This is a genomic window from Stomatohabitans albus (assembly GCF_036336025.1).
Classification (GTDB): Bacteria; Actinomycetota; Nitriliruptoria; order Euzebyales; family Euzebyaceae; genus Stomatohabitans; species Stomatohabitans albus.
Window position 1 is genome coordinate 1,086,458 of record NZ_JAYKKE010000001.1, and the last position, 24,787, is coordinate 1,111,244.

Annotated in this window: 28 protein-coding genes; 23 read left to right on the forward strand and 5 right to left on the reverse strand. The window is 53.3% G+C overall.

From position 1 onward, the window contains the following. Nucleotides 1-15 precede the first annotated feature (15 nt). Nucleotides 16-492 (forward strand): adenylyltransferase/cytidyltransferase family protein, encoded by a 477-nt coding sequence (locus VCU37_RS04935; RefSeq protein WP_336249500.1) that lies wholly within the window; start codon nucleotides 16-18, stop codon nucleotides 490-492. A 5-nt stretch (nucleotides 493-497) separates the two neighbouring features. After that, on the forward strand, nucleotides 498-1,274 hold the full coding sequence (locus tag VCU37_RS04940; protein ID WP_336249501.1) for a N5-glutamine methyltransferase family protein: 777 nt from the start codon (nucleotides 498-500) through the stop codon (nucleotides 1,272-1,274). 16 nt (nucleotides 1,275-1,290) lie between these two features. On the opposite strand, the gene VCU37_RS04945 is transcribed toward VCU37_RS04940, so the two are convergent. Together VCU37_RS04945 and rpiB are read right to left on the reverse strand one after the other, a co-directional pair. Continuing rightward, nucleotides 1,291-2,436 carry an MraY family glycosyltransferase gene (locus VCU37_RS04945; protein ID WP_336249502.1) on the reverse strand — a complete coding sequence of 382 codons (1,146 nt, stop codon included), beginning with the start codon at nucleotides 2,434-2,436 and terminating at the stop codon, nucleotides 1,291-1,293. Nucleotides 2,437-2,446: 10 nt separating this feature from the next. Continuing rightward, a complete protein-coding gene (rpiB, locus tag VCU37_RS04950; protein ID WP_336249503.1) occupies nucleotides 2,447-2,893 on the reverse strand; it encodes a ribose 5-phosphate isomerase B in 447 nt (148 codons plus the stop codon). A gap of 108 nt (nucleotides 2,894-3,001) precedes the next feature. Between rpiB and VCU37_RS04955 the strand changes: the two genes are divergently transcribed. From VCU37_RS04955 to VCU37_RS05000, 10 genes are all read left to right on the forward strand, one after another. Next, a complete protein-coding gene (locus VCU37_RS04955; RefSeq protein WP_336249504.1) occupies nucleotides 3,002-3,304 on the forward strand; it encodes an AtpZ/AtpI family protein in 303 nt (100 codons plus the stop codon). After that, entirely contained in the window at nucleotides 3,304-3,729 is a 426-nt protein-coding gene (locus tag VCU37_RS04960; RefSeq protein WP_336249505.1) for a hypothetical protein, read from the forward strand. Before VCU37_RS04955 ends, VCU37_RS04960 begins: the two co-directional genes overlap by 1 nt. A gap of 11 nt (nucleotides 3,730-3,740) precedes the next feature. Beyond that, nucleotides 3,741-4,553 (forward strand): F0F1 ATP synthase subunit A, encoded by an 813-nt coding sequence (atpB, locus tag VCU37_RS04965; RefSeq protein ID WP_336249506.1) that lies wholly within the window; start codon nucleotides 3,741-3,743, stop codon nucleotides 4,551-4,553. A gap of 79 nt (nucleotides 4,554-4,632) precedes the next feature. After that, entirely contained in the window at nucleotides 4,633-4,863 is a 231-nt protein-coding gene (gene atpE, locus VCU37_RS04970) for an ATP synthase F0 subunit C (protein ID WP_336249507.1), read from the forward strand. Beyond that, nucleotides 4,863-5,384, forward strand: coding sequence for a F0F1 ATP synthase subunit B (gene atpF / locus VCU37_RS04975; protein ID WP_336249508.1), 522 nt, complete (start codon nucleotides 4,863-4,865; stop codon nucleotides 5,382-5,384). The genes atpE and atpF overlap by 1 nt, the downstream gene beginning before the upstream one ends. A gap of 21 nt (nucleotides 5,385-5,405) precedes the next feature. Further along, the gene (atpH, locus tag VCU37_RS04980) at nucleotides 5,406-5,942 is read left to right on the forward strand and encodes an ATP synthase F1 subunit delta (RefSeq protein WP_336249509.1); all 537 of its coding nucleotides are present in this window, start codon (nucleotides 5,406-5,408) and stop codon (nucleotides 5,940-5,942) included. A 9-nt stretch (nucleotides 5,943-5,951) separates the two neighbouring features. Continuing rightward, nucleotides 5,952-7,535 (forward strand): F0F1 ATP synthase subunit alpha, encoded by a 1,584-nt coding sequence (gene atpA, locus VCU37_RS04985; protein WP_418896442.1) that lies wholly within the window; start codon nucleotides 5,952-5,954, stop codon nucleotides 7,533-7,535. A gap of 2 nt (nucleotides 7,536-7,537) precedes the next feature. Further along, nucleotides 7,538-8,458 carry a F0F1 ATP synthase subunit gamma gene (locus VCU37_RS04990; protein ID WP_336249510.1) on the forward strand — a complete coding sequence of 307 codons (921 nt, stop codon included), beginning with the start codon at nucleotides 7,538-7,540 and terminating at the stop codon, nucleotides 8,456-8,458. A gap of 8 nt (nucleotides 8,459-8,466) precedes the next feature. Then, on the forward strand, nucleotides 8,467-9,888 hold the full coding sequence (gene atpD / locus VCU37_RS04995; RefSeq protein WP_336249511.1) for a F0F1 ATP synthase subunit beta: 1,422 nt from the start codon (nucleotides 8,467-8,469) through the stop codon (nucleotides 9,886-9,888). Beyond that, on the forward strand, nucleotides 9,888-10,205 hold the full coding sequence (locus tag VCU37_RS05000; protein WP_336249512.1) for a F0F1 ATP synthase subunit delta/epsilon: 318 nt from the start codon (nucleotides 9,888-9,890) through the stop codon (nucleotides 10,203-10,205). The genes atpD and VCU37_RS05000 overlap by 1 nt, the downstream gene beginning before the upstream one ends. A 478-nt stretch (nucleotides 10,206-10,683) precedes the next feature. Here VCU37_RS05000 and VCU37_RS05005 read toward each other — a convergent pair whose 3' ends face one another. Then, entirely contained in the window at nucleotides 10,684-12,564 is a 1,881-nt protein-coding gene (locus VCU37_RS05005) for a cell wall-binding repeat-containing protein (protein ID WP_336249513.1), read from the reverse strand. A gap of 71 nt (nucleotides 12,565-12,635) precedes the next feature. Between VCU37_RS05005 and VCU37_RS05010 the strand changes: the two genes are divergently transcribed. The 7 genes from VCU37_RS05010 (at nucleotide 12,636) to VCU37_RS05040 (ending at nucleotide 18,397) form a co-directional block, all read left to right on the forward strand. Further along, nucleotides 12,636-13,928 (forward strand): heparan-alpha-glucosaminide N-acetyltransferase domain-containing protein, encoded by a 1,293-nt coding sequence (locus VCU37_RS05010; protein ID WP_336249514.1) that lies wholly within the window; start codon nucleotides 12,636-12,638, stop codon nucleotides 13,926-13,928. Continuing rightward, a complete protein-coding gene (gene murA, locus VCU37_RS05015) occupies nucleotides 13,909-15,219 on the forward strand; it encodes a UDP-N-acetylglucosamine 1-carboxyvinyltransferase (protein ID WP_336249515.1) in 1,311 nt (436 codons plus the stop codon). The genes VCU37_RS05010 and murA overlap by 20 nt, the downstream gene beginning before the upstream one ends. Further along, on the forward strand, nucleotides 15,216-15,917 hold the full coding sequence (locus tag VCU37_RS05020) for a CPBP family intramembrane glutamic endopeptidase (protein ID WP_336249516.1): 702 nt from the start codon (nucleotides 15,216-15,218) through the stop codon (nucleotides 15,915-15,917). Before murA ends, VCU37_RS05020 begins: the two co-directional genes overlap by 4 nt. Nucleotides 15,918-15,980: 63 nt before the next feature. Further along, nucleotides 15,981-16,292, forward strand: a complete 312-nt coding sequence (locus VCU37_RS05025; RefSeq protein ID WP_336249517.1) for a hypothetical protein — start codon at nucleotides 15,981-15,983, stop codon at nucleotides 16,290-16,292. A 17-nt stretch (nucleotides 16,293-16,309) separates the two neighbouring features. Then, a complete protein-coding gene (locus VCU37_RS05030) occupies nucleotides 16,310-17,335 on the forward strand; it encodes a peptidylprolyl isomerase (protein WP_336249518.1) in 1,026 nt (341 codons plus the stop codon). A 66-nt stretch (nucleotides 17,336-17,401) separates the two neighbouring features. Beyond that, nucleotides 17,402-17,908, forward strand: coding sequence for a peptidylprolyl isomerase (locus VCU37_RS05035; protein ID WP_336249519.1), 507 nt, complete (start codon nucleotides 17,402-17,404; stop codon nucleotides 17,906-17,908). 3 nt (nucleotides 17,909-17,911) lie between these two features. Further along, nucleotides 17,912-18,397 carry a hypothetical protein gene (locus tag VCU37_RS05040; RefSeq protein WP_336249520.1) on the forward strand — a complete coding sequence of 162 codons (486 nt, stop codon included), beginning with the start codon at nucleotides 17,912-17,914 and terminating at the stop codon, nucleotides 18,395-18,397. A gap of 24 nt (nucleotides 18,398-18,421) precedes the next feature. Here VCU37_RS05040 and VCU37_RS05045 read toward each other — a convergent pair whose 3' ends face one another. Next, complete coding sequence (locus VCU37_RS05045; RefSeq protein ID WP_336249521.1) at nucleotides 18,422-19,024, reverse strand: hypothetical protein; 603 nt, start codon at nucleotides 19,022-19,024, stop codon at nucleotides 18,422-18,424. Between the two features lie 358 nt (nucleotides 19,025-19,382). On the opposite strand from VCU37_RS05045, the gene VCU37_RS05050 reads away from it, so the two are divergent. Continuing rightward, on the forward strand, nucleotides 19,383-19,946 hold the full coding sequence (locus VCU37_RS05050) for a trypsin-like serine peptidase (protein WP_336249522.1): 564 nt from the start codon (nucleotides 19,383-19,385) through the stop codon (nucleotides 19,944-19,946). Nucleotides 19,947-20,896: 950 nt separating this feature from the next. On the opposite strand, the gene VCU37_RS05055 is transcribed toward VCU37_RS05050, so the two are convergent. Continuing rightward, entirely contained in the window at nucleotides 20,897-21,667 is a 771-nt protein-coding gene (locus VCU37_RS05055) for an SDR family oxidoreductase (protein ID WP_336249523.1), read from the reverse strand. A 22-nt stretch (nucleotides 21,668-21,689) separates the two neighbouring features. Between VCU37_RS05055 and VCU37_RS05060 the strand changes: the two genes are divergently transcribed. The 3 genes from VCU37_RS05060 to VCU37_RS05070 are packed head-to-tail and all read left to right on the forward strand — an operon-like array spanning nucleotide 21,690 to nucleotide 24,438. Continuing rightward, the gene (locus VCU37_RS05060; RefSeq protein WP_336249524.1) at nucleotides 21,690-22,745 is read left to right on the forward strand and encodes a DUF3048 domain-containing protein; all 1,056 of its coding nucleotides are present in this window, start codon (nucleotides 21,690-21,692) and stop codon (nucleotides 22,743-22,745) included. A gap of 27 nt (nucleotides 22,746-22,772) precedes the next feature. Next, nucleotides 22,773-23,567, forward strand: coding sequence for a hypothetical protein (locus tag VCU37_RS05065; protein WP_336249525.1), 795 nt, complete (start codon nucleotides 22,773-22,775; stop codon nucleotides 23,565-23,567). Nucleotides 23,568-23,616: 49 nt separating this feature from the next. Then, nucleotides 23,617-24,438 carry an undecaprenyl-diphosphate phosphatase gene (locus VCU37_RS05070; RefSeq protein WP_418896441.1) on the forward strand — a complete coding sequence of 274 codons (822 nt, stop codon included), beginning with the start codon at nucleotides 23,617-23,619 and terminating at the stop codon, nucleotides 24,436-24,438. Nucleotides 24,439-24,787: the final 349 nt, after the last annotated feature.

Consider the following 24,787-nt stretch of genomic DNA (forward strand, 5'->3'; position numbering starts at 1 on the left):
GCTAACGTGAAGATTATGAACGGTACTAATGACGCAAAACAGACCTTGGTGGTACTCAGTGGATATTTCAATCCCTTCCATATAGGACACCTCAGGATGTTCCAAGCTGCACGTCGTGATGGCGATCGGCTTGTTGTCATTGTCAATAATGACCATCAGCAAAAAATGAAAAAGGGCAAGGTGATCATGCCCGAGTCCGATCGCATTGAGATCGTGCGCAATATACGACTTGTTGATGAAGCCGTCCTTAGTAAGGACCAAGACCGTACCGTTTGCCAGACACTGGCATCCATAGCCGATTCTTACCAAGGCTGGAATATCATCTTTGGGAATGGGGGCGACCGGACAGACCCCAGTTCTGTTCCTGAATACACCGTGTGTTTGGACTATGGCATCGATATGGTGTTCGACTACGGCGGAACGGACAAGCTTGACTCCTCCACGCGGATTAACCAGGCGTTAGGCCAAGAAGCCGTTTCTCCTATCGGGTAGCCCTGGTGGTGGATGCCAACGAGGCAATCCATCGCTTAAGGAATGCTGGCGTACCCAGCCCCGAAGCTGATTGGCGCTGGATTAGTCAGGCAGGGCTGCGCGCGGATGAGCAAGAAGAGGCCTTACGGCGACGATGTGCCCGTGAACCTCTCCAATTGATTTTAGGAACCGCACCGTTCCGCTATCTTGAGGTGGCCGTGCGCCGGGGCGTGTTTATTCCCCGTCCGGAAACAGAATGGCTGGTTCAAGTGTGCTTAGACCGTGCACTGTCTCCGGGTGCCCGCATCGTTGAGCCGTGCACCGGTACGGGAGCGATCGCTGCGGCACTAGCCATGGAGGCAAACCCGGAAGCTATTTGGGCAACAGATATCAATCCCGAGGCGGTCGCATTAGCTACCCTCAATTGTGCGTCCTACCCGGTGGTGACCATAACCCAAGGCGATTTGTTGTCCTCTGTCCCATCCGATTGGGTCGGAACTGTTGATTTGCTCATCGCTAACCCGCCCTATCTTGACGCCAAGACGGTGCACTTAGCAGCGCCTGAAGTAAAAGATTGGGACCCGTACAACGCGTTGGTTGGGCCTGGGGCTGAGGGGTGGGATAGTGTTCGAGACCTTATCGATCTGGCCCCACAGTGGTTGCGCCCAGGCGGGTGGTTAGCACTTGAGGATGACCCGGCGCGGGTGTACAAGAGTGCCCAGCGTGCTGGCCAATGGGCAACGCGCACGGAAGTTATTGCTGACCTGGCTGGGCGTGAGCGTTTTGTGCTCGCCCAGTATTGAGCGGCACCTACGTCGGCTAGGCGCTGGTTGTTTCCTCATGGTCGTCGGTATTGAAGTGTCGGCGGGTCCAATGAGGTACCCACGTCGCGATAAGTAAGCACACCCCTCCCACAGCCGAGAAGGCAAGAACTGGCCGAAATGGAGCTAAGACGGGGCCGACAACGGTGAAGGCAATGAGGGCTGCCCATCCCCAAAGAATCATGACTGTGCCACGTTGTCCATTGCCTAATTTGAGAATGCGGTGATGGAGATGATTTTTGTCTGGACTAAAGATCGGTCGCCCCTGAATGGTGCGCCGCAAAATCGCGAGCAATACATCTAAAAACGGGATAGCCAGCACTGCAGCAGGAATAAGGACGGGAATCGCGGTAACGACAAAGTCAGAAGATGAGGGCGTAATCGCATTCCCGATTGCGGACACGCTGGCAGTGCCGAGTAAAAAGCCCAGCATCATCGCGCCGGTGTCACCCATAAAAATTGAGGCGGGGTGAAAATTAAATACTAAAAATCCCAATGTTGTACCAATAAGGGCGGCCAGAATCAGGCTGGCTGCACCTTGCAAACTGGGATAGGGCGTTGTAGCTGGTGCAAGAACCCAAATCAACATTGCTGTTGATGCAATACACACAATGCCAGCGGCGAGACCATCAATGCCATCGACAAGGTTGACGGCGTTGACCATGGCCACGATGAGGATAACGGTGACGAGGGTACTTAGTTCACCAGAAAGGCTGACGATTTGGCCATCACCAAAAGGGATGTAGACATAATGTACAGAAACGCCGAAGATAACAGCCACACTCGCAGCTAAAACCTGACCGGCTAATTTCACGATTGCACGAATTGGGCGAGAGTCATCGAGGAGACCCACCCAAAAAATCAGGGCAGAGCTAAGCACCATGGCCTCAGGCTCACTGGTGGTGCCGAATATGGCTCGAAAGGCAGGCAACTGGGTGGCCACAGCTAGGGCGATCAGAACGGCAACGTACATCGCAATACCACCAAACTCAGGCGTAGGTTTGGTGTGCACATTGCGACCACCAGGGGCTTTAAGTAAGCCAAACCATGTGACGGTACGTACGACAATGGGTGTCAATACGACGGCGGCAAGAAATGCGACCCCGAGCACAATCAGGTGGTCGAAAACGCGATCATTTACCATGAGGTAGGCCTCAGGGGTATTGGCGTTCGAGGTCGTTGATCAAATCGATACGCCGTTGATGGCGACCGCCCTCGAATGGGGTAGCTAACCATAACCGTGTGATGTCCTGGGCAAGGCCGAGTCCAACAATCCGGCCACCAATGGCCATGACATTGGCATCGTTATGTTGCCGGCTGAGGCGGGCGGTCCACTCATCGTTACAAAGGGCGGCTCGGACTCCCTTGATTTTATTGGCCGCAATTTGTTCGCCTTGCCCGCTACCTCCAATGACAATACCGCGGTCAGCATTGCCCTGGACTACCTTGCGTCCCACATCAAACATAATGGGGGGATAATCGACAGACTCCGTGGAATGGGTACCGCAATCAATGACATCGTGTCCATCATCAGTAAGCATGGCGATGAGATGTTGTTTTAATTCGTATCCGGCGTGATCCGCCCCAATAGCAATGCGCATGTCTAAACCATAGCCCGAACTCGGAGCGTGACCATAGCCTGACCGTCGGTTAGCGGGTATCCTCCCTGGGAGGGTCAACTGACCTCCACCTCGATGACTAGGGACCATATGGTTGCTTCGCTAAGCCAGGACGAAAGCTATACCTACACTGCGGATTTACTCTCCGGTCCAGTGTTTTTTGGGGCTATTGGCTATGCCCTTGACCGTTGGGTCTTTCATACCGGCCCTCGGTTGGTCATTGTTGGTTTATTTGTCGGGTTGCTTGTCGGTATGTATGCCATCTATATCCGATACCGGAGAGCAATCACGGCGTTAGAACACCCCACGCAATCATCCGGTGCGACAGCTACCGATACGTCCGTCGACTCAGCCGCACCCGGTATTCGGGAACTAGGCACTCGCGCGCCCTGATGGTTGGGATTGAATCTTCCCTTGCCCGCGCCCAACTCGGTGCGGCAGTTTTTGTCGGGCTCTTGGCGGCTGGGATCAGTGCCCTATTGGTTCCTCAGGCAACTCGTGATGTGGCATTTGGCGCTGGTTGTGTCGTGACGACTTACGTTTTTATGTGGCCACTCCATGTATTTGCAGCGACAGGTGGGCGACGGGCGCTTATGCTTGAGATGGCCTTTGTTCCTATTCGTTTAGGGATTTTGGTTGCATTAGCACTTGTTGCAATTGACAATGTTGCAAGACCCGGTGCGCCCTTTGCGTTGGGTATAGCGATTACCGTGATTGCTGGATCGTTCGCCTGCCTCTGGGTGTGTGCGAAAGATCCTCGCTATCACTGGGTTACCCCTGCGAAACCATACGTGCTCCGCACGCGCCAACAAACATGAAAGGTACTTGCGTGAACGCCCTTTTTGCATCCGGTCCATTTGGTGGCCCGTTCGAAATCCCCCAGGTCGGGCACCTCTTTAATTTGCCGGGGCCAGAGTTTCTAGGCTCCCCGTTCACGCGGGTGTACCTCTTAGTCGCCCTCAGTGTGGTTATCACCATTGGTTTCTTTTGGATGGCCTTCGGCAATGCCAAGATTGTGCCCTCCAAGATGCAAGCCTTAGGTGAATTGGTTGTTGACTTTGTCGACCGTGAAATCGCCATGAATGTCATTGGGCCAAAAGGTAAGCCGTACGTTCCACTATTAACCGCGATGTTTGTATTCATCCTGGTCAATAACTGGTTTAAAATTACGCCCTTTGTGAACTTTGCTCCAACTGGCCGTATTGCCTATCCACTTGGCTTGGCGATGGTTACGTATGTCCTATTCATTGTGGTTGCAATTCGTCATCAAGGGATGGCCTATTTCAAGGACATTGCTTTCCCAGAAGGTGTGCCATGGCCGGTGTATTTCTTATTAACCCCAATCGAACTGATTAGTACGTTTATTCTGCGCCCCGTCACGTTAACGGTCCGGTTATTTGCCAATATGGTCGGCGGTCACCTCTTGTTGGCGATCACCTTTATTGCTACCTGGTCATTCTTGCGTATCCCAGGGCTGGCACCTGCTGACGCAAACTATTGGTTCTTACCTATCGGGATCATCACTTTCCTGTTTGGGCCAGTTGTTGTTGCGTTCGAAATGTTTATTGGGTTTTTACAGGCCTATATTTTTGCAATCTTGACTGCCGTTTATCTCCAAGGCGCAATTGAGCCCGCCCACTAGGCGTTGTACTCACAGATTTAGCTCTCCAGATCACCATGTAACGGAGTCACACTCCGTCCAATCCAAAAGAGGAACACTTATGACAGGAAATATCGGTTCAATCGCTGCCGCTTTGGCCTTCGGTTTGGCCTGTATCGGTCCAGGAATCGGGCTCGGTCTGCTCTTTAAGGGTGCGATCGAATCCATGGCTCGTCAACCTGAGGCTTCTGGCACGATCCGTACGAATCTGTTCATTGGTATCGCCATTATCGAAGCGTTAGCGTTGCTGGGGCTTGTGTTGGCCTTCGTCGTAATGGGTGGCGGTGTCTAATGGTTGTATTTGCCGAGGGTGATCCCAATGCCCTCCAACTATTACCAGAGGTACCAGAGCTTGTATTCGGGCTAATTTCCTTTGCCATTGTCCTGTTCTTCTTGTCTAAGTTCGCATTTCCTACATTGAACAAAGTGCTTGAGGAACGTCGTCAGGCTATCCAGGGACAGCTTGAAGAGGCTGATAAAGCGGTCGCTGAGGCTAAAAAGTCTCAAGATGAATACGCCGCATTATTAAAAGAAGCCCATTTAGAGGCCAATCAATTAATTGAGAAGACGCGGCAAGATGCTGACGTGCAGCGTGAGTCGATCGTGCGTAAAGCGAAGCAAGAAGCCGAGAAGATTCGTGATGATGCGCACACCGCTGCCGTAGCCGAGCATCAGCGTATCCTGCGTGAAGCTCGTGATGAAATTGGTGACCTCGCCATGGTATTGGCCAGCCGTATCGTTCGTCGAGAAATTGATGTCGAGCGTCACTCTGACCTCGTCGATGAATTTATCAACGAATTAGCCAGCAAGTAACCAGTACTGCCTGGAGGAGATATGGATTCACATTCCCCAACCGCTTGGGCTAATGCGTTTGTCAATATGGTGTCCGCCATCAATCATGATGAACGATCGTTCTTGGCCTTGCGGCATCTCGCTGATGCGATTGACGCGAATACCGAATTACGTGACAAGCTTAATGACCCATCCATTCCAGTAGCTGACCGTGTGAGTGCGGTGGCTGACGTTGTGAATGAAAGTAGCCGCCCAGTTGCCGCATTAATTGCCGCACTCATTGTGGCTGAGAATGTTCGTCTCCTCCGTCGAATCGCGGATGAATCTTGGCGCCGATCGGTGGAAGCTCAGGGTGTACAGGTTGCCCGGGTGCGTGTTGCACACCGTCTCACCGTCAGCCAGGAAGATGCGCTCATTGCCAAACTTACCCAAGTTGCAGGTCGCCCCGTGATGTTGGATGTGACCGTAGATCCAGACCTGATAGGCGGTATCACCGTCGATTTGAACGGCGAATTGCGGGACGCCTCCATTGCCCGTCGTCTTGAAGACCTACACCACGCTATTGCGGAAGCGCATTAGGAGACCTAGATGAGTGATTTCAATGCTAAAGCCATTGCCGAGTCCCTGCGTGAGCGGTTAAGTGAGTGGACTCCGAAAGAAACGACTGAGCAAGTCGGCCACGTCCTCGAAAGCTCTGACGGCATTATCCACCTTTCCGGGTTGAACGATGCCATGGCGAATGAGCTGTTAGAACTCGGTACTGACCACCAAGGCCGCACCTTATACGCCCTTGCGATGAATCTTGATGAGGGCTCTATTGGCGCGGTGGTCTTGGGGCCGAGTGATGGTGTGGAGGAAGGACAAATCGTTCGCCGGACGGGTGAGGTCCTGAGCGTGCCAGTGGGTGATGCTTACCTCGGGCGTGTGGTGGATGCCTTAGGTCGCCCGATTGATGGGAAGGGCCCTTTGGACGAAGACAAGCTTGACGGGCGTCGTGGTCTTGAAGTACAGGCCGCCTCAGTCGTTGAGCGTCAACCAGTCCATGAACCGTTGATGACGGGTATTCGCTCGATTGATGCGATGACACCTATCGGTCGTGGTCAGCGTCAGTTGATCATCGGTGACCGCGGGACCGGTAAAAGTGCGGTGTGTATTGACACCATTATCAATCAGCGTGAAAACTGGCTGAGTGGTGACCCCAAGAAAGCAGTGAAGTGTGTCTATGTCGCTATCGGGCAAAAAGGTTCAACGGTTGCTGAAATTGTTAGCCGTCTTGAAGCACACGGGGCGATGGAGTATACGACGGTAGTGGTTGCGGCAGCGTCGGACCCGGCGCCATTCCAGTATCTTGCACCGTACACCGGTGCGGCGATTGGTAACTACTGGATGTACAACGGCCAACATGCATTAGCTGTCTATGACGACTTGTCCAAACAGGCTGACGCTTACCGCCAGATTTCCTTGTTGCTGCGCCGTCCGCCAGGGCGTGAAGCCTATCCCGGTGATGTGTTCTATCTGCATAGCCGCTTATTGGAGCGTGCAGCTAAGCTCAGTGAAGAACTTGGCGGGGGTTCGATGACGGCGTTGCCCATCATCGAAACGAAGGGTGGCGATGTTTCAGCATTCATTCCCACCAATGTGATTTCCATTACTGATGGACAGATTTACCTTGAAACTGACCTCTTTAACCAGGGCGTCCGTCCTGCGGTGAATGTGGGTATCAGTGTGAGCCGCGTGGGCGGTTCTGCCCAAACCAAGGCGATGAAGAAGGTGGCAGGCACAATGCGTGTGAGTTTGGCGCAGTATCGTGAGCTTGAATCCTTTGCCCAGTTTGGCAGTGAGTTGGACCCCATTTCTCAGCGCCAAGTGGACCGTGGCCAGCGCACCATCGAAATCTTGAAACAGCCCCAGTATGAGCCGATGAGCAATGGTGAACAGATTATTGGTATTTGGGCTGCGGGGAACGGCTATCTTGACGCTTACCCGGTCGCTGATGCTCGGCGCTATGACCGAGAACTTCGTGAGTTCTTCGCGTCACGCTATCCCGATACGTTGCACAAGCTTGATAGCGGGATGTTCAGTGATGATCTCGTTGATGCGATGAAAGCTGGTATCGACGACTTTAATGACGGATTTGCGGCGCAGGCGGCTGTCTCCGCCGCTGGAGCATAAGGATGGCAGGAGCCGCTGAACTCCGTGTCCTTCGTCGACGAATAAAAAGTGTTCAGTCGACGAAGAAGATCACGCGTGCGATGGAATTGATTGCTGCGAGTCGAATTGCCAAGGCGAGACGAGCTGTGCAGGCCGCACGTCCTTACTCTGCGGGAATGAACCGCGTTGTTCGGCATCTATCTGCATTTCCACAGGCAAAGAATCATCCGGTATTGCGCAAACATCCCGGTGCCGGCAAAACCTGTGTGGTAGTCATAACGTCAGACCGCGGGTTGGCTGGGGCGTACAACATTAACGCTATTCGTACGGCGTATGATGCTCGCCAAGAGTTGCTGTCTCATGGTGAACAAGTCCAGATGGTTTGTGTCGGCTCTAAGGGTGCGTCCTGGCTGCGGTTCCGGAATGTTGAAGTCGAGCGTGCCTATGAGGGGTTAAGTGACCAGCCTTCATCTGATGCTGCTCGCCAAGTGGTGGATCCTATTGTGCGTGATTATCGTGACGGCACGATTGACCAGGTAGTGGTGGTGTATACGGCCTTTGTGAATGCGCTTATCCAACGCACCACCCGTGCACAGATTTTGCCTATTGATATCGACAACCCGATTGATATCACAGTTGATGAACTCAAACCTGAGGAAGAGGCCGGTGTGCATCCCGAGTATCTGATGGATCCGGGGTTGGACGTCATGTTGGATGCGCTATTGCCGAGGTATGTCCAACAGCAACTTTTTGCCGCCATGCTCGAATCCGCGGCTAGTGAACATGCGAGCCGTCAACGCGCCATGAAGGCTGCAACAGAGAATGCCGAAGAAGTGATCGATACGTTAACGATCAAGGCCAATACAGCCCGTCAGGCTGCGGTCACCAGTGAGATTTCCGAGATCGTGGGCGGCGCTGATGCGCTGGCTCGCAGCGCTAACTAGGAGCCCCAATGAGTAATGAAAACCCTACAGGTCGTATCATGCGGGTCACGGGGCCCGTGGTTGATGTGGAGTTTCCGGGCAACGATTTGCCTGAGATTAATACCGCGATCACCTTTGAGCGAACCTTAGAAGACGGCTCTTCTCAAGTGCTAACAGCCGAGGTTGCCCAGCAAGTTGGCGACAATATTGTGCGTGCGATTGTGATGCAGCCTACTGATGGGCTTCGTCGTGGTACCCCTGTGGTTAATAGTCGCAAGCCGATTGAAGTGCCGGTTGGTCCGGGTGTACTTGGGCATGTGTATAACGTGCTCGGCCATCCACTGGACGTGGGTATTGATGAGATTTCTCCGAGTGAATGGTGGCCAATTCACCGCGATAGCCCCAGTTTCGATCACTTGGAACCCCAATCGAAGATGTTTACGACGGGTATCAAGGTCATTGACCTTATTCACCCGTACGTTGAGGGCGGCAAGATCGGCATGTTCGGTGGTGCCGGCGTGGGTAAAACCGTTGTGATTCAGGAAATGATTCAACGTGTGGCCCAAGACCATGGTGGGTATTCCGTTTTTGCTGGTGTTGGTGAACGTACCCGTGAGGGTACGGACCTGATGCTTGAAATGGAAGAAGCTGGCGTGTTGGATAAAACTGCGCTGGTCTTTGGACAGATGGACGAACCGCCGGGAGTGCGTTTGCGTGTACCGCTTAGCGCGTTGACCATGGCGGAGTATTTCCGTGATGTGGAGCAAAAGAATGTGTTGCTCTTCATTGACAATATCTTCCGCTTTGCTCAGGCAGGCTCTGAGGTTTCCACCTTGTTGGGTCGTATGCCGTCGGCAGTGGGGTATCAGCCAACGTTGGCGAGCGAAATGGGTGCCCTCCAGGAGCGTATTACGTCAACTAAGGGGCACTCGGTAACGAGTTTGCAGGCTGTCTATGTGCCTGCCGATGACTTGACCGACCCGGCCCCCCACGCAACGTTTGCTCACTTGGACGCTCAGACCGTGCTGAGCCGTTCTATTGCTGAACTGGGTATTTATCCTGCGGTTGATCCGTTGGACTCAACAAGTCGCATTCTGGACCCGCAGATTATTGGGGAGCGTCACTACAACGTGGCGAACCGTACGAAGGTGGTGCTTCAGCGGTACAAGGATTTGCAGGACATCATCGCGATTCTTGGTTTGGACGAGTTGAGTGAAGAGGACAAGGTGATTGTTCAGCGCGCCCGTAAGGTGCAGCGTTTCTTTAGCCAGCCGTTCTACGTGGCGAAGCAGTTCACGGGTGTTGATGGGGTGACCGTGCCTCTTACGGACACGATTGAGGGCTTTGAGAAGCTGGTTGATGGTGAACTTGATGACGTGCCAGAGCAGGCCTTCTTGAATGCGGGTGGCTTGGACGATGTGCTGGCCAATGCGGCAGAATTGAAGAAGTAATGGCTACGGAGAATCTAGGCAGGATTGTTGCCGAGGTGGTGACCCCGTCCCATGCGCTCTATGAAGGGCCTGTGGACGAGGTGATTGCCAAATCTGGTAGTGGGTTAATGACAATCCTGCCGAATCACCTTCCTGCCTTACTTGATCTGACGATGGCACCGCTGGTACTTAAGTCAGCGGTTCTTGATGAGCGCGTGTTTGTGATTGAGAGTGGCTTTCTTGAGTTCAAGAACAACACGTTGACGATTCTTGTTGATCAAGGCCGTGAAGTTGCCGACCGCGATGAAGCCAATGCAATCTGCGGCACCAAAATCTAATTGAGTTCCCTGCTATACCGTTCCAGGCCCTTGGCCTGGAACATTTAGTTGTGCCAACAAACTGCCACGAGTAGGGCCATAAACCCCGAAACAGGTGGTGTAGGTGGGGGTGTTGGTTATCTGGGTGGTAGGGGTGCTGGTGTGGTGGTATGGGCTAAGGGTGGGGGCATTGGCTGCCAGGGTGATATGAGCCCAGGATGGGCGAATTCAGTGAGCCGGTTTGCCGCCATGGATGGCGGCAGGCGAACGTGCCCGAGGCGGGCAATGCCCGCGCCCGTGCTAGAGCGTGACCGGGCCAGGGTGTCCTGGGGTGCGAAGGTGCCCGAGGCGGGCAATGCCCGCGCCCGCGCCAGGGTGCGCCGGTGCCGGGGTGTGCCGCCAGAGTGTGCCCATGCTAGGGAGAGTGCCGGTGAGTAGATAGCAGAAACCCCCGGGAGAGAGAACCGGGGGCTTCTTTCGTGCTGCCTAGGTTGTGCAGTTATCGAGCACTCTTGGCGATTGCATTCACAGTGGCGTTCGGCATCACGCTTGTACCACCGATGACGTAGAGGTTGTCGACACCGTTCTGACTGGAAATCCACTCACGGACCGCGCTGTTGGATCCACTTGGATTAGCCAGGACGAGGACACCGCCTTGTGCGGCAAGGGCCGGGCCTGCGGCAAGGGCATCTGGGTAGTTGGAGCTGGTAGCCACAAATACACGATTAGTGATGCTTGGGTTCTTGCTCACCATGTAGGAGCTCACCGCGAGGGCTGTTTCTACACGGCCAGGACCGCTGAGGCGATCAACTAGCATGAACTGGCTTTGGAGTTTCTTAAAGACCTTGTCACTCACACGTGCGGTACCGCCAATGACGCTGATATGGCTGGGGTTCAGGTCTTTAATGGTTTCGAGGGTCTGATCAGAGATAGTGTCACGATCAGTAAACAGAACGGGAGCCTTATCGGTTGCGGCTAAGACGGAGCCTGCAAGGGCGTCTGGCCATGCGTTCTTGTCACCACTAACCAAGATGACGTGACGGTTCTCAATGGCTGAAAGCTCAGACTTACCTTCATTGGATTGGGCAACGAGTTCGGCAACCTTATTGGCTAAGACTGCAGGGTCTTTGTGGTCAACGGTGGTCACCTTAAAGCCAGCCTTGGTGAGGCCACTGCTTGCCCCAGGCATGGTGCCAACGGTGTAGACATTGCGGACACCGAGTCGCTTTAATTCTTTTTGGGTTGCTTCGCTTAAGCGCCCAGTTTCTGACAACAGTACGGGACCGTTGTGTGCGGCTGCCAATGGTGCGCCAAGAAGGGCACCTTGGTAGGTGTCAGCGGGAACAACAACGGCGGTCGTTGCAGTCTTAAAGGAAGATGCGCTGAGCCGTGCGGCGGTGCCGATACGTTCACTGGAGCTGATGCGTTCTGCCCCTTCAAGCGGGCTATTGCTGCTTGGCTTTTCGGCGGCTGGCTTTTCAGCAGCTGGTTTTTCGGCAGTGGGCTTGTTGCCTGCCTCTGGCTTTGATGGTTCACTCGGCTTGGGGCTGTTGTTACCGATGCCATTGTTCCCATAGGGAGCACCGTGCGTATCGTAGGCAGCCTTCAAGATGGGGTAGGGGTTCAAAGCCCGTTTTTGGGCATCCCAACCGTGAGCTGGCCAGATTTCAAGGTGGATGTGGTCCACACCGCAGGAGGCGTTACCGCTGGATCCGACATAACCGATGTGTTCACCGCGTTCAACGCGAGCACCCTGGAGTGTTTTGTGCTGGTTGTAATACTCGACCAGACGTGGGGAGAGGGCGTTTTCCATACCGCCCTTGCCGTCACAACCCTTTGGGCGGCCTGGGGTGTCGTTGTTCAAGTGAACATAGAAATAGGAGCGTCCATCATCACCGTCAAGAAGGAGGTAGAACGAGGAGGCATATTTACCTTCGTGAACACCTTCGTTCTTGACTTTGCGGATGGTGCCTGAAACCGCGGCATAGGTTTCATTCATCTGCTTACTCATCACGTCTACACCTAAGTGGCGGCGGGTACCACCACCACGAGAGGCACCGAACGTGTCAGTGAACCTGGCATTCTGCTGAATCGGGAAGATATCAATGGAGGACTTGCGAGCAGCTTTACCGTTGCCGTCGATAGGAGTATCTTCTCCTTCACCGGCCTGCTTACCACCAGCTAAGGACACGTCACCTGAATAGTCGCTGACCGTACCAACCGCTTGTGCGGCGTCGATTTCTTCTTGTACGGTCGTTTCGATCGGTTCGTCTGCTTCGGGAGTGGTTGCCTGCACTGGGGCGGTTACGCCACTTCCGACATACAAGCCGGTAGCTATCAGAGCAGAAAGCACAACGGTGCGCATGTTGAGTCGCGTCATTAATCCTTGTGTATTCATCGCAAGGAAAGGTACGACGTCTATAGAAGGTACGAACCTGTACGATCAGGCGCATGGATTCCCAAACACCTGAATCTTGGCGCCCCAACATTCAACGGCGAGTTGATGGTTTGGTCCAGCAAACAGCTAGTTTCCAGCAGAATATCAATCCATACCAGGGTTTTGTACATCAGGAAAAACCCGGAGATTGGGGTCAAGCGTCGATTGAGGGTTCAGAGAAAAAAATTACAAAAAGTGTTGACAGGATTACAGGAATAGATATTGCGCGCGCACTGAGCCTTCTTGGTATGATTCTTGCGCACTTTGTTCCGGCAAGGGAATCTACCCATGTAATCGGGGTAATCCTGGGGACGGTGCATGGGCGAGCGTCACTGGCCTTTGTGGTGATAGCGGGGATCGGGATCACCTTGTTATTGGGCGCGAAGAGTCCTCACGAGAGTATTCGTATCGTGCTCTGGCGTGCCGGCGTACTGTTTATGCTTGGGATCCTTCTCCAAGAGGTCAGTCCTGGACCCATCATTATTTTGCAGTTCTATGCCTTCTATTACGTGGTGGGGTGGGTAGGTGCTCAGTTACCCACCTGGGCACTTGCACTAACTACAGCGAGTTGGCTGGGTATAGGTTGTTCGTTGTGGTGGATCAATGCCCCTCGCCTTGTGGTGAGCAGCTTTTTGGACTCGCCGGTCAAACAACTTGCCAGCATTTTGTATAACGGCCAGTATCCACTGGTGACGTGGGGTTCGGCGGTCCTTGCGGGCGTCTTACTCGGTCGTGTTGATTGGCAAGATCGTCGAATCGTTAAAGCCCTTGCATGCGCTGCATTAGTTGGGATCGTAGGTATTCATGGTGCGGCAGGACTCACACAGCAAGTGTTGTTGGCTAGAGGTGTAGGTGAGATACCGGTGTGGGCTACAATCACCCCGCACTCCAACACGATCTTTTATCTCGTTGAAGGTGAGGCAAGTGCGACATTCCTCGTTGCGTTCTGTGTGCTCGTTGCGCCGTATTTGGGGAAGGCTGGGCGTGCTCTGGCTACTGCCGGTCGACAAGCCCTCACGCTGTATATCTGCCATCTGCTCTGGCTCTACGTGTTCTCATTCGTTGAGGAATGGATTATTCTCGGCGTTATCGGGGATAGCTTGTTGTACGGAGAGAATGCGCTGGAGCTTTATGAAACGATTGCCGTATCCCTGCGGTATGTTGCCGCATTTACGTGTTTTATCGTCCTCGTTATTCAAGCAAATATCTGGGGACTTTTCTTCAAATTCGGCACATTTGAGTATCTTCTGCGTCCACCCTCCGGTCTGGCGCATAAACTAATCCGCTATGGGAAAACGCATCGGTGACGCATTCGTTGTGAATGGTCCTCGTACCTTGCATGGCACCGTCACAATCAGTGGCGCAAAGAATAGTGCGCTTAAACTAATCGGTGCTGCTTTGATGGGGGCAGGGCGCACGACCTTAATTAATGTGCCTAAAATCACTGACATTGCGCATATGGTCAATCTTGTTACGCATATTGGCGCCACCGGTGAGATTGAATCTGGCCCGATTACGGACACGGTCGTGCTTGATGTCCACGAAGTGATTGGGTCGGATGCACCTGCGGAACTCGTCAAACCGATCCGTGCCTCAATCTCGGTCATGGGTGCCTTGGTTGCCCGCACTGGCCGCGCGCGAATTGCCATGCCTGGGGGGGACAAGATTGGTAAACGGGGAATTGAAATCCATCTTGATGGTATGAAGGCAATGGGCGCCACCGTTGAAGATGGCGATGACTTTGTTGAAATCACCGCACCAGGCGGCCGGTTACACGGTGCCGATTACACTCTGGAATATGCCAGCGTTGGGGCAACTGAGAACCTCGTAATGGCTGCCTGTTTGGCTGAGGGCACAACGATTTTACGTAATGTTGCACGCGAACCAGAGATTATTGACCTAGTCACGTTTTTAAACGAGATGGGTGCCAATATTGATGGGGCAGGTGATGAGACGCTGACCGTGACGGGTGTTGAGCGCATGGAGGCTGCCCAAGAACCACATGCCGTCATTGGTGATCGCATAGAAGCGGGTACGTACCTCGTCGCGGGGGCGATCACTGGTGGAGATATTACCGTTGAAGGTATTAATCCGGCTTACCTGCATCGCCCGTTACAAGACATGCGTGGTGCCGGAGTCGAGTTGCGTGTGACCGGCAACGCCATTCGGGTGCTGCCTAGTGATCACTTGCGTGCCCATGAGACGCGGACGTTGCCTTATCCGGGGTTTGCAACAGATTTACAAAGTCAACATATTGTGCTGATGAGTCAGTGTTATGGAACCAGCCGGCTCACCGAGAATGTGTTTGAGACACGGCTTGGTGTGATTGATGAGTTTGCCAAGATGGGACTCAAGGCTGAGGTGATTGGTAAAAATCAGGCCATCATCGAAGGTGGAAATCCGCTTCATGGCGCACAGGTCAAGGCAAACGATATTCGGGCTGGAGCCGCGTTGGTACTTGCCGGGCTTGTGGCTCATGGTCGTACAGAAGTGTTATATCCGCACCACATTGATCGTGGATATGCTAATTTTCAAGAGAACCTCACCCGGCTCGGCGCTGATGTTTCTCGTGAAGTCGTTGAAATCCTTGATGAATGATGTTCCAGGAACTACATCCATTTCTAGGACGGGATCTCTATGAACCTGTTCCACCTGGTTATCTGGTACTGGCGTGGCTCGTCATTCTCGTCTTGGTTCAACTCCTTCATGTATGGTTACCGGCTGAGTTTGTTCTGATTGTCCAATTTGGATTGTTGTTCGCGGTTGGGTTTTGGGCTTGGCACCATGCCAATCATGGGGTAGATCAGCGCACGCAGTGGTGGGGGCCATCATCATGGTGGGGCACGATTGGTCTCGGTGTCCTGGTGGCTATTCCCACCTGGCTTGCACTCAATATTGTTGTTTCTCCCCTCATCGTCGCCGTTTTTGATGCCTTTCACCTGGCGGTTCCACCTATTCAGGTATCTACCCGCGAGGCACTAACCCAAGGGGGAGTTGCCGCTATCTTTAATGCGGTAGTGACGGTGTTCGTGGCTCCCATCGCCGAAGAGGTATTTTTCCGGGGCGCTTTTTTTTCGTCTATGACCACCCGGTATGGATTAGGGGTGGGTTTATTGGCACAAGCGGTATTCTTTGGGTTCGTTCATTTCAACCCAATTGTTGTAGTTGTCACCACAATCTTGGGTTTGATCAATGGATGGATGATGATGCGACGAGTTGCCCTCGTGCTACCGATTGTCATCCATATAGTCTTTAATCTTTTATCCGTCATTGTCGTACTGTTACAGAGTGGATGAACTTGGCTGCTAGGCTGGCCGTTCGCCAAAAGTAACGGTTGACCATCTTCCAAGGAGCGCCGCATGAGCAAGGGTGCGCGCAGTAAGCGCAAGTCTCGCCCATGGCAAAATGCCGACGCGATGCGAGACATCGCAGACATTTTGGGGCCCACACGCAACGTTGACCCTGAGTACTACATCGAAGGGTATGAAGTTCAGCACGTGCCTGCGCATCGTGCTGAGCGTGAGTATCTCTGCCCAGATTGTGGGAACACGGTTCCCGAGGGTGAGGCACATGTTGTCGTATTCCCCTCAGGTGATCCTGACTTGCGACGCCATTGGCATCAGTATTGCTGGCGTGCAGAGGTTCGCCGCTCAAAGGGCGCTGACTATTAAATCTCTAGGAGTTAGACGTGGATAGGTCTAAAGAGGCGCGTACAGCGCGTAAGTTGGCGCGGGGCCGTAAGGCAAGCGCAACCGGGTCCAATTACAAAGCACGTAAGAGCCGTGAGCGGTTCAACACGTGGATCATCATCGCCTTAGTGGCCCTTGTTGGGGCTGCCTTGGTGGTGTGGGCGGTGGTTGAAGATCGTGCCGAGGAAGCGCGCGCAACAGAAAGTCCCAGTGCATCGCCTACGTCTACACCAACGCCAGAGAGCACTGAGGTTGTACCGGACGATCCGAGTATCCCTGCTGGTGAACCCAAGGCGTTTACTGAACCTGCGAAGGTTGCAGATACTCCTATCGCGTGTAGCGCAACCCAACCTGATAATGCTGCTGCAGTACGCAATACCTATCCGGGAGGCCCTGCCGAGGTGTTAGGTGACACCGACTGGGTAGCTGAAATCCAAACGAGTTGTGGCCCGGTGGTCATTGACTTGTTGGAAAAGGAAGCGCCTAAGACGGTCAACAGCTTTGTGTTCTTGTCCCAACAGAAGTTCTTTGATGGCTTAGAAATCTTCCGCAATGCCACGACCATCGGGGCGTTACAAACCGGTTCTGGAACGAATGATGCCACCTGGAAGATTGGGTATAGCCTGCCCGATGAGCTGCGTGTTGCTGAACAGGGCTATGTGCCTGGCGACGTGGCCATGGCCAATGCCGGACCCAACACCGGTGGTAGCCAATTCTTCTTTGTGTACAACGACAAGTTCCAGTTACCGCCTTCCTATGCCACTTTTGGTCGGGTTATCTCAGGTATGGATGTTGTCGAATTGATCGGTTCGGTTCCTGCCGCTGGTGATTCTGGCGAAACACCCCAAGAGCGGGTCTACATGAACAACGTGGTTGTGCGTGAAGCTACCCCTGAAGAACATGCCGCCGGTGAGGCTAAAGCACAAGAGGCTGCAGCCAACGCAGCCCAACAGGCACCAGCAGCCGGAGCGGCTACTCCAGAACAGGTTCAGCTTCCCGCTGAAAATGCGGAAGCAAGCGAATAGCTAAGACGGTGATTGAGACGGTGAAATTGGTTCCCAATACACCAACGAGTCGGCTAAGGTGAGTTCATGACTTCATATGACATGTTTGAAAATGTACTGGATGATCAACCCACCCATAGCGCGGTGATTCGTACATCGTTGGGTGATATCACTGTTGAGTTACACACCGAGCACGCCCCAAAAGCAGCGAATAACTTTGCGTTCTTGGCGAATGAAGGGTTCTGGAAAGACACAATTATTCATCGGGTTATCCCTGGCTTTGTCGTACAGATGGGTGATCCCACCGGTACGGGAACGGGTGGTCCTGGGTACACCTTTGCTGATGAACTGGATCATGCCCGTGACCACGGCTACCCCCGTGGCACGCTTGCTATGGCGAATGCAGGCCCCGCAACTAATGGCTCACAGTTTTTCATCGTATTGAAGGACGCTCCATTGCCCCCTAACTACACCGTTTTTGGTCATGTTACCGACGGTATGGACGCGGTTGATGCGATTGCTGAACAGCCCACCGATCGTGCTGATCGACCACGTGAGGATGTGTTCTTGCGTGGCGTAGACATGCTCAGCTAGCCAATGACCGAAGTCATCATCATCGGGATCATTGGCACGATCCTTGCGCTCTTGAATCGTACCCAGGCGGTTGTACAGGTGGGCGCTGATCAGCATGTCGTTGATGGCCCTGGCAAGACTGGTGATGATTTGTGGCAAGCCTTTGAGGCTGCCATGCGACGCGATGCACCCACAGGTGAACCTGTGGATGATCAAGCAGGTGAGTCAGAAGAAGCTGATATCCGCACCGGTATGCCGGCCCGCGACACCGTGATTAGTGCTATGGAAGAGGGCAGTGTTGGATTCGTGTCAACATCTGCCATCCTTGAGGATGACTACGGCAATCTCTGGTTGCTGAGTAATGCGGCAGTTCATTCGGTGCCTTGGCGTAACCGCATTGCGGTATCTCGTCAGCCAGAGGGTTGGCTTCTCCAACAGAATGCAAAACCAGCTGGCCGGCTCGAAGGTGAAGATGCCGTTCGTGTTGTCGGGCATTTTGATTTTCGGTAGTCATCATTGGCACGCTGGGCGCCACTACCGCATTGATTCAATAATCTCGATGTAGGCATCTTCGTCTAGGAGCCCTGGTAGGAGTGTGCCTGCCACGCTGAGGACAGGTACATCACCGATGTGGGCTGCCCTTGCTTGCACGAGTTGACGATATTGGGTCGTGAGTGTTTCTTTGCGCCCTAGGTGACGATCTAACCCCTGGGTGGGGATGCCAGCGTTCCGTACGGTGTTGATAACAGCTGCTGGTTGCCGAATATCTGTTATACCTGCCCAATACCCCTTGGATAGCGCGATGAAGGCGCTTCGCCCGTACACATGACTATGGTCAAATGCCCAGTCAATCGCGGCGTGTGCATAAATAGGGCTTGGTCGCCACGAGGGGGGTGTGATCGTGATACCGAGATAATGAGCCTGGCTGCGTAAATCGGCTATCTGAGCACGTGTTCTTAGATCTATTGGCTGGTCGGTGATGATACCGACAGGGTCCATCACAACCCAGTTCAACCAATAGGACAGGGTTTCTTCAACACGGTTAATCCGTATTGCTGCAACGACTGATGCCAATGAGGTGATGTCGAGATAGATCGACATCCGCGATGGTGCATCTCCAGATGGTATTGGGGTCATAGGTAAAGAAAACGTACCTTCTCGTTCCGTGCCGTGAGAACCCCAGGTTGGATTGGCTGTCCCTATGCTTGCCGCGCACACTGTGGTGAACACCCTTGCTGCGGTCGCGATCTTCTTACTGACCGCAGACGCATTTTAGTTGTATCTTCACAATTTCTTACTGAGGGTCGTTAGGTGCTGTAAATATTCCATTATCCTTGGAATAGAAGGTTTTTGGCCGAATAGATTCCCAATGAATATCACCCATAGAGATGTTAAAACTACAACTAGTGATAAATCGTCGCGTTTTGAGTCTTTTCACCAAGTGGGACGTACCGTGATTGCACGACAGAAACAACCTCAACCCACTGGAGACACGATGTCCACCTTCGCTACCCGCTTCACCGCCGTTGCCTTTGCTGCCCTTGCGACCTTGGCACCACTTGCAACGCCGGCCCACGCCGATGAGTTCAAGGTTGCCGGTGCGCCCGGCCTGGCTCACATCGTGGACGCATCTGGTGAAGCTCGTTGCGAAGCAACCGTGGTAGCCCCCAAGGCGGTACTCACCAGTGCTGAATGCATCACGGAGAACGGCACGATTCTTGCCGCGAGTGATATTCATGTGGTTGAGGGGAGTACTTCAACACCCGCCAGCATCATCTGGGTTCACCCTGATGCGCCGGTGACTGACTTGGCCCTGGTTACGCTGGCCACCGAACTTGACACGGAACCAGTAGCCCTAGATACCTTCTCCTTGAATGTTAAGCACCCTGACTTGGCTGAGAATGTCGAATGGGTGAAGGGCATTCTTGACGCCTTAGAAGCAGAAGAAACCGAAACTCGTTTGGCTGAACCAGCCGCTCAGGCACCAGTTGCCCCTATCGCTCCGGTCGTGCCTGCAGCTACTCACCCCGTACGTCACTTCACGCGTGTGGAGCGCTAATCACGATTTGATTAGTATAGAGAATCATAAATGGCGTTGAGGATACACTCCTCAACGCCATTTATGAGTTCAGTGATAGTGTGCATTCTGAGACCTGAAATGAGTGGATCATATCGTTTATATGATAAGCATTTATATGATAAGCATTGTGGCACCGGAAGTTAAAACGGTGCCACAATCATTAGGGTGGGTGGACTATGGCTTACTAAATGTCCCCCACGTTTTTTAAGGCTTATCTAATTCAATATTGAGTATGATAGATAAGGCACGATATATAAAGTTGTTAAAATTGCTAATATCAAGAAGATTGCAAATAGGAAAATGATCTTTCCTGTGCTGAGAGAACGGTTTTCATTGCTGTTCATTGATATTCCATTCGTTGGTTGTCTTGCCTTGGGGGTGATTCTATTTGGTTGACACAGGGAAAAAAGGGTCGTGGGATTTGACGCTGGCTCACAGATGTGGTGGTCGAGGATTTTTTAATGAGAAGCATATCTAGAATGCTATATAATGATTATAATCTGTATGATGGATTATTTAATGCATTCCCTAGTTTTCGGGGTAATGTCTAAAGTTATCAAGGATATTCCTGATCTGAGACCTCGGAAATAACGGGATTTGTATTGTTTAACTAATAGCTAAAGTTATCTATTTTGATTTAGTAGATTGTTGCGGCATATATTTTGTAAAAGATTCCATCCTGGAAAGGCTCCCGGATCACTAAGGAGCTTAAACTGGGGAGCTCAAACTGGGGAACTCAACCGAGCCAGTGGTAGGACAACGGTGTAATGGGGCGAGAGGCCAGCTCTTCTGACGCTAGGCAATAAGCAAGCCCTCAGTCCTATAAAAGACCGATTACGGCACAGGATGCCCTCAGTTCAGCCAAGCGAGGAATACCACATACATCAACCTGTGCCCCACGCAGGGTGGCCATTTAAAGATTAAATCCACTAATGCACAATCACTGACCCAGGGGGTGGGGTGTGGGTCCGGTTGAACCAATCCGCCACTGATGGCGGCAAGTTGACGCCGGGACCTGGCTGGGTCGTTGGGGGCAGGATCGTGTGCAGGTCGCCTGTCGCAACTGGTGTATCTCCGGCAAGGCCAATCACCTGAGTGCGTCCTAGGTGGGGTCGATCATGCAGGGCCATCCAAACTGCCCCAGCTACATCCCCTGACGTGATGGGATAGTGCGTGCCGCCCAGGTCGCGAACTTGTCCAGCCGCAATCAGTCGGGTGAGGGGGTCAGAATCATCAAGTGTCAGTGCCGTGCGTATCACGGTGGTATCCATTCCCGTGCTCGCAACCATGCCTTCCACCCGTGCAAGAGCTTGGAGCCATTCATTATCCTGAGGGTCGCTGGCGCCAAGGTCACTGAGCATCACGAACCGTTTTACGCGGTTGTGCGCGGCGGCGATGATAGTGGCCATGGCCCCCACGTAGGGTGCAGGGTCGGTACTTGGTCGTCCCAACATAATGGCCAGGGCGTCAACCCCGGTAAATGATTGGGCCAATGCGGCCTGATCGGTCAGTGATAGGGTCACGCAACTACTTGCCCCCGCCCCAAGCCATTGATCTGGTGACATGCGCAGTGGTTGTTGGCCAGCAAGGTCAAATAAGGGTGTTGCGCACAAGATGACGCCGACCTCATGCTTGCTTGTCAACATGCGTACCAGCTTTGCGCCGCTGTCGTGTTCGACACCAATGACCTTAATATTCATTGCGCTATCGTAAACTGAGCCGGTGCGTACACCTGTAAATCGTTTTTCTCCCACCTTCATGATGTTGGCAACTGTGGTTGCTGGCCCATTAGTCCTTAGCGCTTGTGCGAGTCAACCTGCGCCACAACCCACGCCGATAGCCCCTCCTTCTGAACAGGCCACCTCGCTGCCAGGTGAGTCGGCACCTCCTGCCATTAGCGGTGCTACTTGGCCATTTACCGGCCTCCCTGCTGATGATCCAAACGCCCTCACCCGTGCCGCCGTCGCCGTGAAGGTTGATAACGCTCCTGGTGCTCGTCCGCAAACGGGGCTAGACCAGGCTGATGTTGTGGTTGAAGAAATCGTTGAGGGTGGCACCACCCGATTCCTCGCCATTTATCACAGTTCGTTACCCGCAGAAGTTGCTCCCATTCGCTCAGGTCGTCCGGTGGATACCCAGATTCTTCCTTCTTTCGGCACTGATCTTGCGATGAGTGGCGCAGCGGAACCGACCTTACAAGTACTTCGAGCTGGCGGGTTGAACCTCTGGATCCACGGTGAAGTGGATGGCGCGTTTTGGCGCGTCAAGAGCCGGAAAGCACCACATAATTTAGCGGTCAACGTGGCCACTATCGCTGAACAGGTAGCCGCCCAAGGGCGCAATGCAACCCAATCACCCTTCCTGTTTGATGCCACACCACCGCAGCCAGATGTGATTCCGGGTACAACGCCGACAACAACGGCTGAGGTCGCCTTTTCAGATGCCACGAAAGCAACGTGGACATGGGCGCAAGACCACTGGGCTCGTACACAACAAGGTGCGCAACCGTGGAAAGCCGCAACGGTCGTCATTGCGCAAGTGACGGTTGCAAAGGACGGCGGGAGAGATTCAGGGGGCAACGCCACCGTCCACACAGAACTTACAGGTAGTGGCCCTGCGATTATCCTGCGTGATGGTATGGCCATTGAAGGAAGTTGGCGCAAGAATTCACCCAGCTCTCCGCTTAGTGTGGTGGACCAGGCAGGGGCACCGGTGTTTTTTGCTCCTGGCCAAACATGGATTGAACTGGCACCCAGTCCACCCAAACTCAATGGGTAGGGTAGGAGGACCTAACAAGGGATGAAGATGGCAACCGAACACCCGCGATCGAATAAACCACGATCGAATCAACCAGTGACTGGTGCACCACGCCGCCCCCATCCGGGGCGCACCCAACAGCCAGGACGGCCGGCACGGAACCCAGCGGTGAAATCATCGGCAACCGCGCCAATGCGTACGGCTGCGCAACAAGGCGGGAACCAACGCCGGTCCCGGCCTCAACGTCCTGCACCTTCACCGCAGGCGACTGGCCAACCCAAGACGCGGCCAGCCCAAGGACGCCAACCCCGCCCTGCGCAGCGAGCATCTCGGCAACGGCCATCTTTGGGCTTGGTATCGAAGGTGAAGGGCGTGTGGAGTCCTTCTGCGATTGCTGGTGGAATGAAAGAGCTCGTCGGTAATCCCCGTCAACCCAATACCAAAGGGCTGCTGGCAATCGTATTAACGATCTTTGCTATTGTTGCGCTGGGATTTGCAATCATTCCTCAAAGTCGTGCCGTTGCCCACGCATCTGCCCTCCAGGGCTATCAGGCTAGGGTGATAACCGCTGTCGTTGTTCACCAAGGGTTTACGGGCATGACCGTTGACATTAACGGTGAAGACGTTCGTGTCGCCCAAGCTAACGAAGCGGTGCCGGTAGGGGAACCGATCCGGTTGCGAGTGAACCCCTCAAACCCAAACTATGTCGTTGATGCTCGGATAGAACCCCAAGACGCCGTTGCGGCGGCGCAACGTACCCGTCTGATCACTATTGTGCTGGCGCTGGTAGCCGCAGTGGGTGCGATATATCTGCGTTTGGCGGTACGCAAGAAACATCGCTAACAAGCACAACAATAGGTGATACGGTCTGTCTAAAAATGAAGGAGTCTCAGTGTCTTGGATGACTGCGATTTTATTAGGCATTGTGCAAGGGCTAACCGAGTTCTTACCCATTAGCTCCAGTGCCCACCTTGCCATTATTGGCCAGCTTCTTGGGCAACAAGACCCTGGTGCCGCATTTACAGCGGTTACACAGATTGGTACAGAATTGGCGGTCATTCTTTATTTCCGCCACGATATTTGGCGCATCATCAAGGCCTGGCTGGGATGGGTTATGCGCAAGGTACCCATTACGGACCCTGATGTACGTATGGGGTGGCTTGTCATCATTGGCTCTATCCCGATCGCGGTTCTTGGTCTCTTACTTGAAGATGCGATTGATGCGACGTTCAGAAACCTCTGGATGGTAGTCACCATGCTCATTGCTGTTGGCTATTACATGGCGTCAGCCGACGCGGGTGCCACCCAAGAACGGGACCTTCGTCAGCTCACTTGGACCCACGGCATCATCTATGGCTTTGCACAAGCCTGTGCCTTGATGCCCGGTGTCAGCCGTTCGGGTGCGACGATCACGGCTGGTCTCATCATGGGGTATACCCGAGAAGCTGCGGCACGGTATTCATTCCTATTGGCTATTCCTGCGGTTCTTGCCAGTGGCTTGTACAAGCTCAAAGACATTGGATCGTCAACAGTTGCATGGCCACAGACGATCGTGGCAACCCTTATCGCTGGTGGGGTAGGGGTTGCAGTCATCCACTGGCTATTGAAGTGGATCTCAACGAATCGCTTCCTGCCGTTCGTTATTTACCGGTTTGTATTTGCAGCTTTCGTGGCTATTGCCCTGCTCACGGGCATCCTTCAACCTGTGGCTTAATGTTTTTGGAAAATAAAAGTCCCGTTATTTCAAGGGAAATGGTGGATTCCAGCAAAAAAATCCAAATCCAAGGTTGCAAAGGTAATGCCTGGAACATAACTTGTTGATTCCGCTGCGGCGCGGTCGTCTGAGACGGCGAAGCAGAGGACAACCTCAAAGGAAGTTACAAAGCCTCAAACGAGGCTTCGACCGCTGAGGACAAGAGGACAGATAGCAGTCACGCAAGTGGTGTAGCTCTGAAATCTAGAAAACTTCCGGTGTTTCTTAACTGTACAGTGTGTTTGTTTTGCACTTTTTGTTGTGAGCATGTTTGTACTTGGATACCGCATTTTGTTTGTGGTGTTTGGTT

Coding starts and splice junctions, on each gene's coding strand:
- VCU37_RS04935 (WP_336249500.1), top strand. CDS start 16: ATGAACGGTACTAATGACGCAAAACAGACCTTGGTGGTACTCAGTGGA.
- VCU37_RS04945 (WP_336249502.1), bottom strand. CDS start 2,436: ATGGTAAATGATCGCGTTTTCGACCACCTGATTGTGCTCGGGGTCGCA.
- rpiB (WP_336249503.1), bottom strand. CDS start 2,893: ATGCGCATTGCTATTGGGGCGGATCACGCCGGATACGAATTAAAACAA.
- VCU37_RS04955 (WP_336249504.1), top strand. CDS start 3,002: ATGGTTGCTTCGCTAAGCCAGGACGAAAGCTATACCTACACTGCGGAT.
- VCU37_RS04960 (WP_336249505.1), top strand. CDS start 3,304: ATGGTTGGGATTGAATCTTCCCTTGCCCGCGCCCAACTCGGTGCGGCA.
- atpE (WP_336249507.1), top strand. CDS start 4,633: ATGACAGGAAATATCGGTTCAATCGCTGCCGCTTTGGCCTTCGGTTTG.
- atpF (WP_336249508.1), top strand. CDS start 4,863: ATGGTTGTATTTGCCGAGGGTGATCCCAATGCCCTCCAACTATTACCA.
- atpH (WP_336249509.1), top strand. CDS start 5,406: ATGGATTCACATTCCCCAACCGCTTGGGCTAATGCGTTTGTCAATATG.
- atpA (WP_418896442.1), top strand. CDS start 5,952: ATGAGTGATTTCAATGCTAAAGCCATTGCCGAGTCCCTGCGTGAGCGG.
- VCU37_RS04990 (WP_336249510.1), top strand. CDS start 7,538: ATGGCAGGAGCCGCTGAACTCCGTGTCCTTCGTCGACGAATAAAAAGT.
- atpD (WP_336249511.1), top strand. CDS start 8,467: ATGAGTAATGAAAACCCTACAGGTCGTATCATGCGGGTCACGGGGCCC.
- VCU37_RS05000 (WP_336249512.1), top strand. CDS start 9,888: ATGGCTACGGAGAATCTAGGCAGGATTGTTGCCGAGGTGGTGACCCCG.
- VCU37_RS05005 (WP_336249513.1), bottom strand. CDS start 12,564: ATGACGCGACTCAACATGCGCACCGTTGTGCTTTCTGCTCTGATAGCT.
- VCU37_RS05010 (WP_336249514.1), top strand. CDS start 12,636: ATGGATTCCCAAACACCTGAATCTTGGCGCCCCAACATTCAACGGCGA.
- murA (WP_336249515.1), top strand. CDS start 13,909: ATGGGAAAACGCATCGGTGACGCATTCGTTGTGAATGGTCCTCGTACC.
- VCU37_RS05020 (WP_336249516.1), top strand. CDS start 15,216: ATGATGTTCCAGGAACTACATCCATTTCTAGGACGGGATCTCTATGAA.
- VCU37_RS05025 (WP_336249517.1), top strand. CDS start 15,981: ATGAGCAAGGGTGCGCGCAGTAAGCGCAAGTCTCGCCCATGGCAAAAT.
- VCU37_RS05035 (WP_336249519.1), top strand. CDS start 17,402: ATGACTTCATATGACATGTTTGAAAATGTACTGGATGATCAACCCACC.
- VCU37_RS05040 (WP_336249520.1), top strand. CDS start 17,912: ATGACCGAAGTCATCATCATCGGGATCATTGGCACGATCCTTGCGCTC.
- VCU37_RS05045 (WP_336249521.1), bottom strand. CDS start 19,024: ATGACCCCAATACCATCTGGAGATGCACCATCGCGGATGTCGATCTAT.
- VCU37_RS05050 (WP_336249522.1), top strand. CDS start 19,383: ATGTCCACCTTCGCTACCCGCTTCACCGCCGTTGCCTTTGCTGCCCTT.
- VCU37_RS05055 (WP_336249523.1), bottom strand. CDS start 21,667: ATGAATATTAAGGTCATTGGTGTCGAACACGACAGCGGCGCAAAGCTG.
- VCU37_RS05065 (WP_336249525.1), top strand. CDS start 22,773: ATGGCAACCGAACACCCGCGATCGAATAAACCACGATCGAATCAACCA.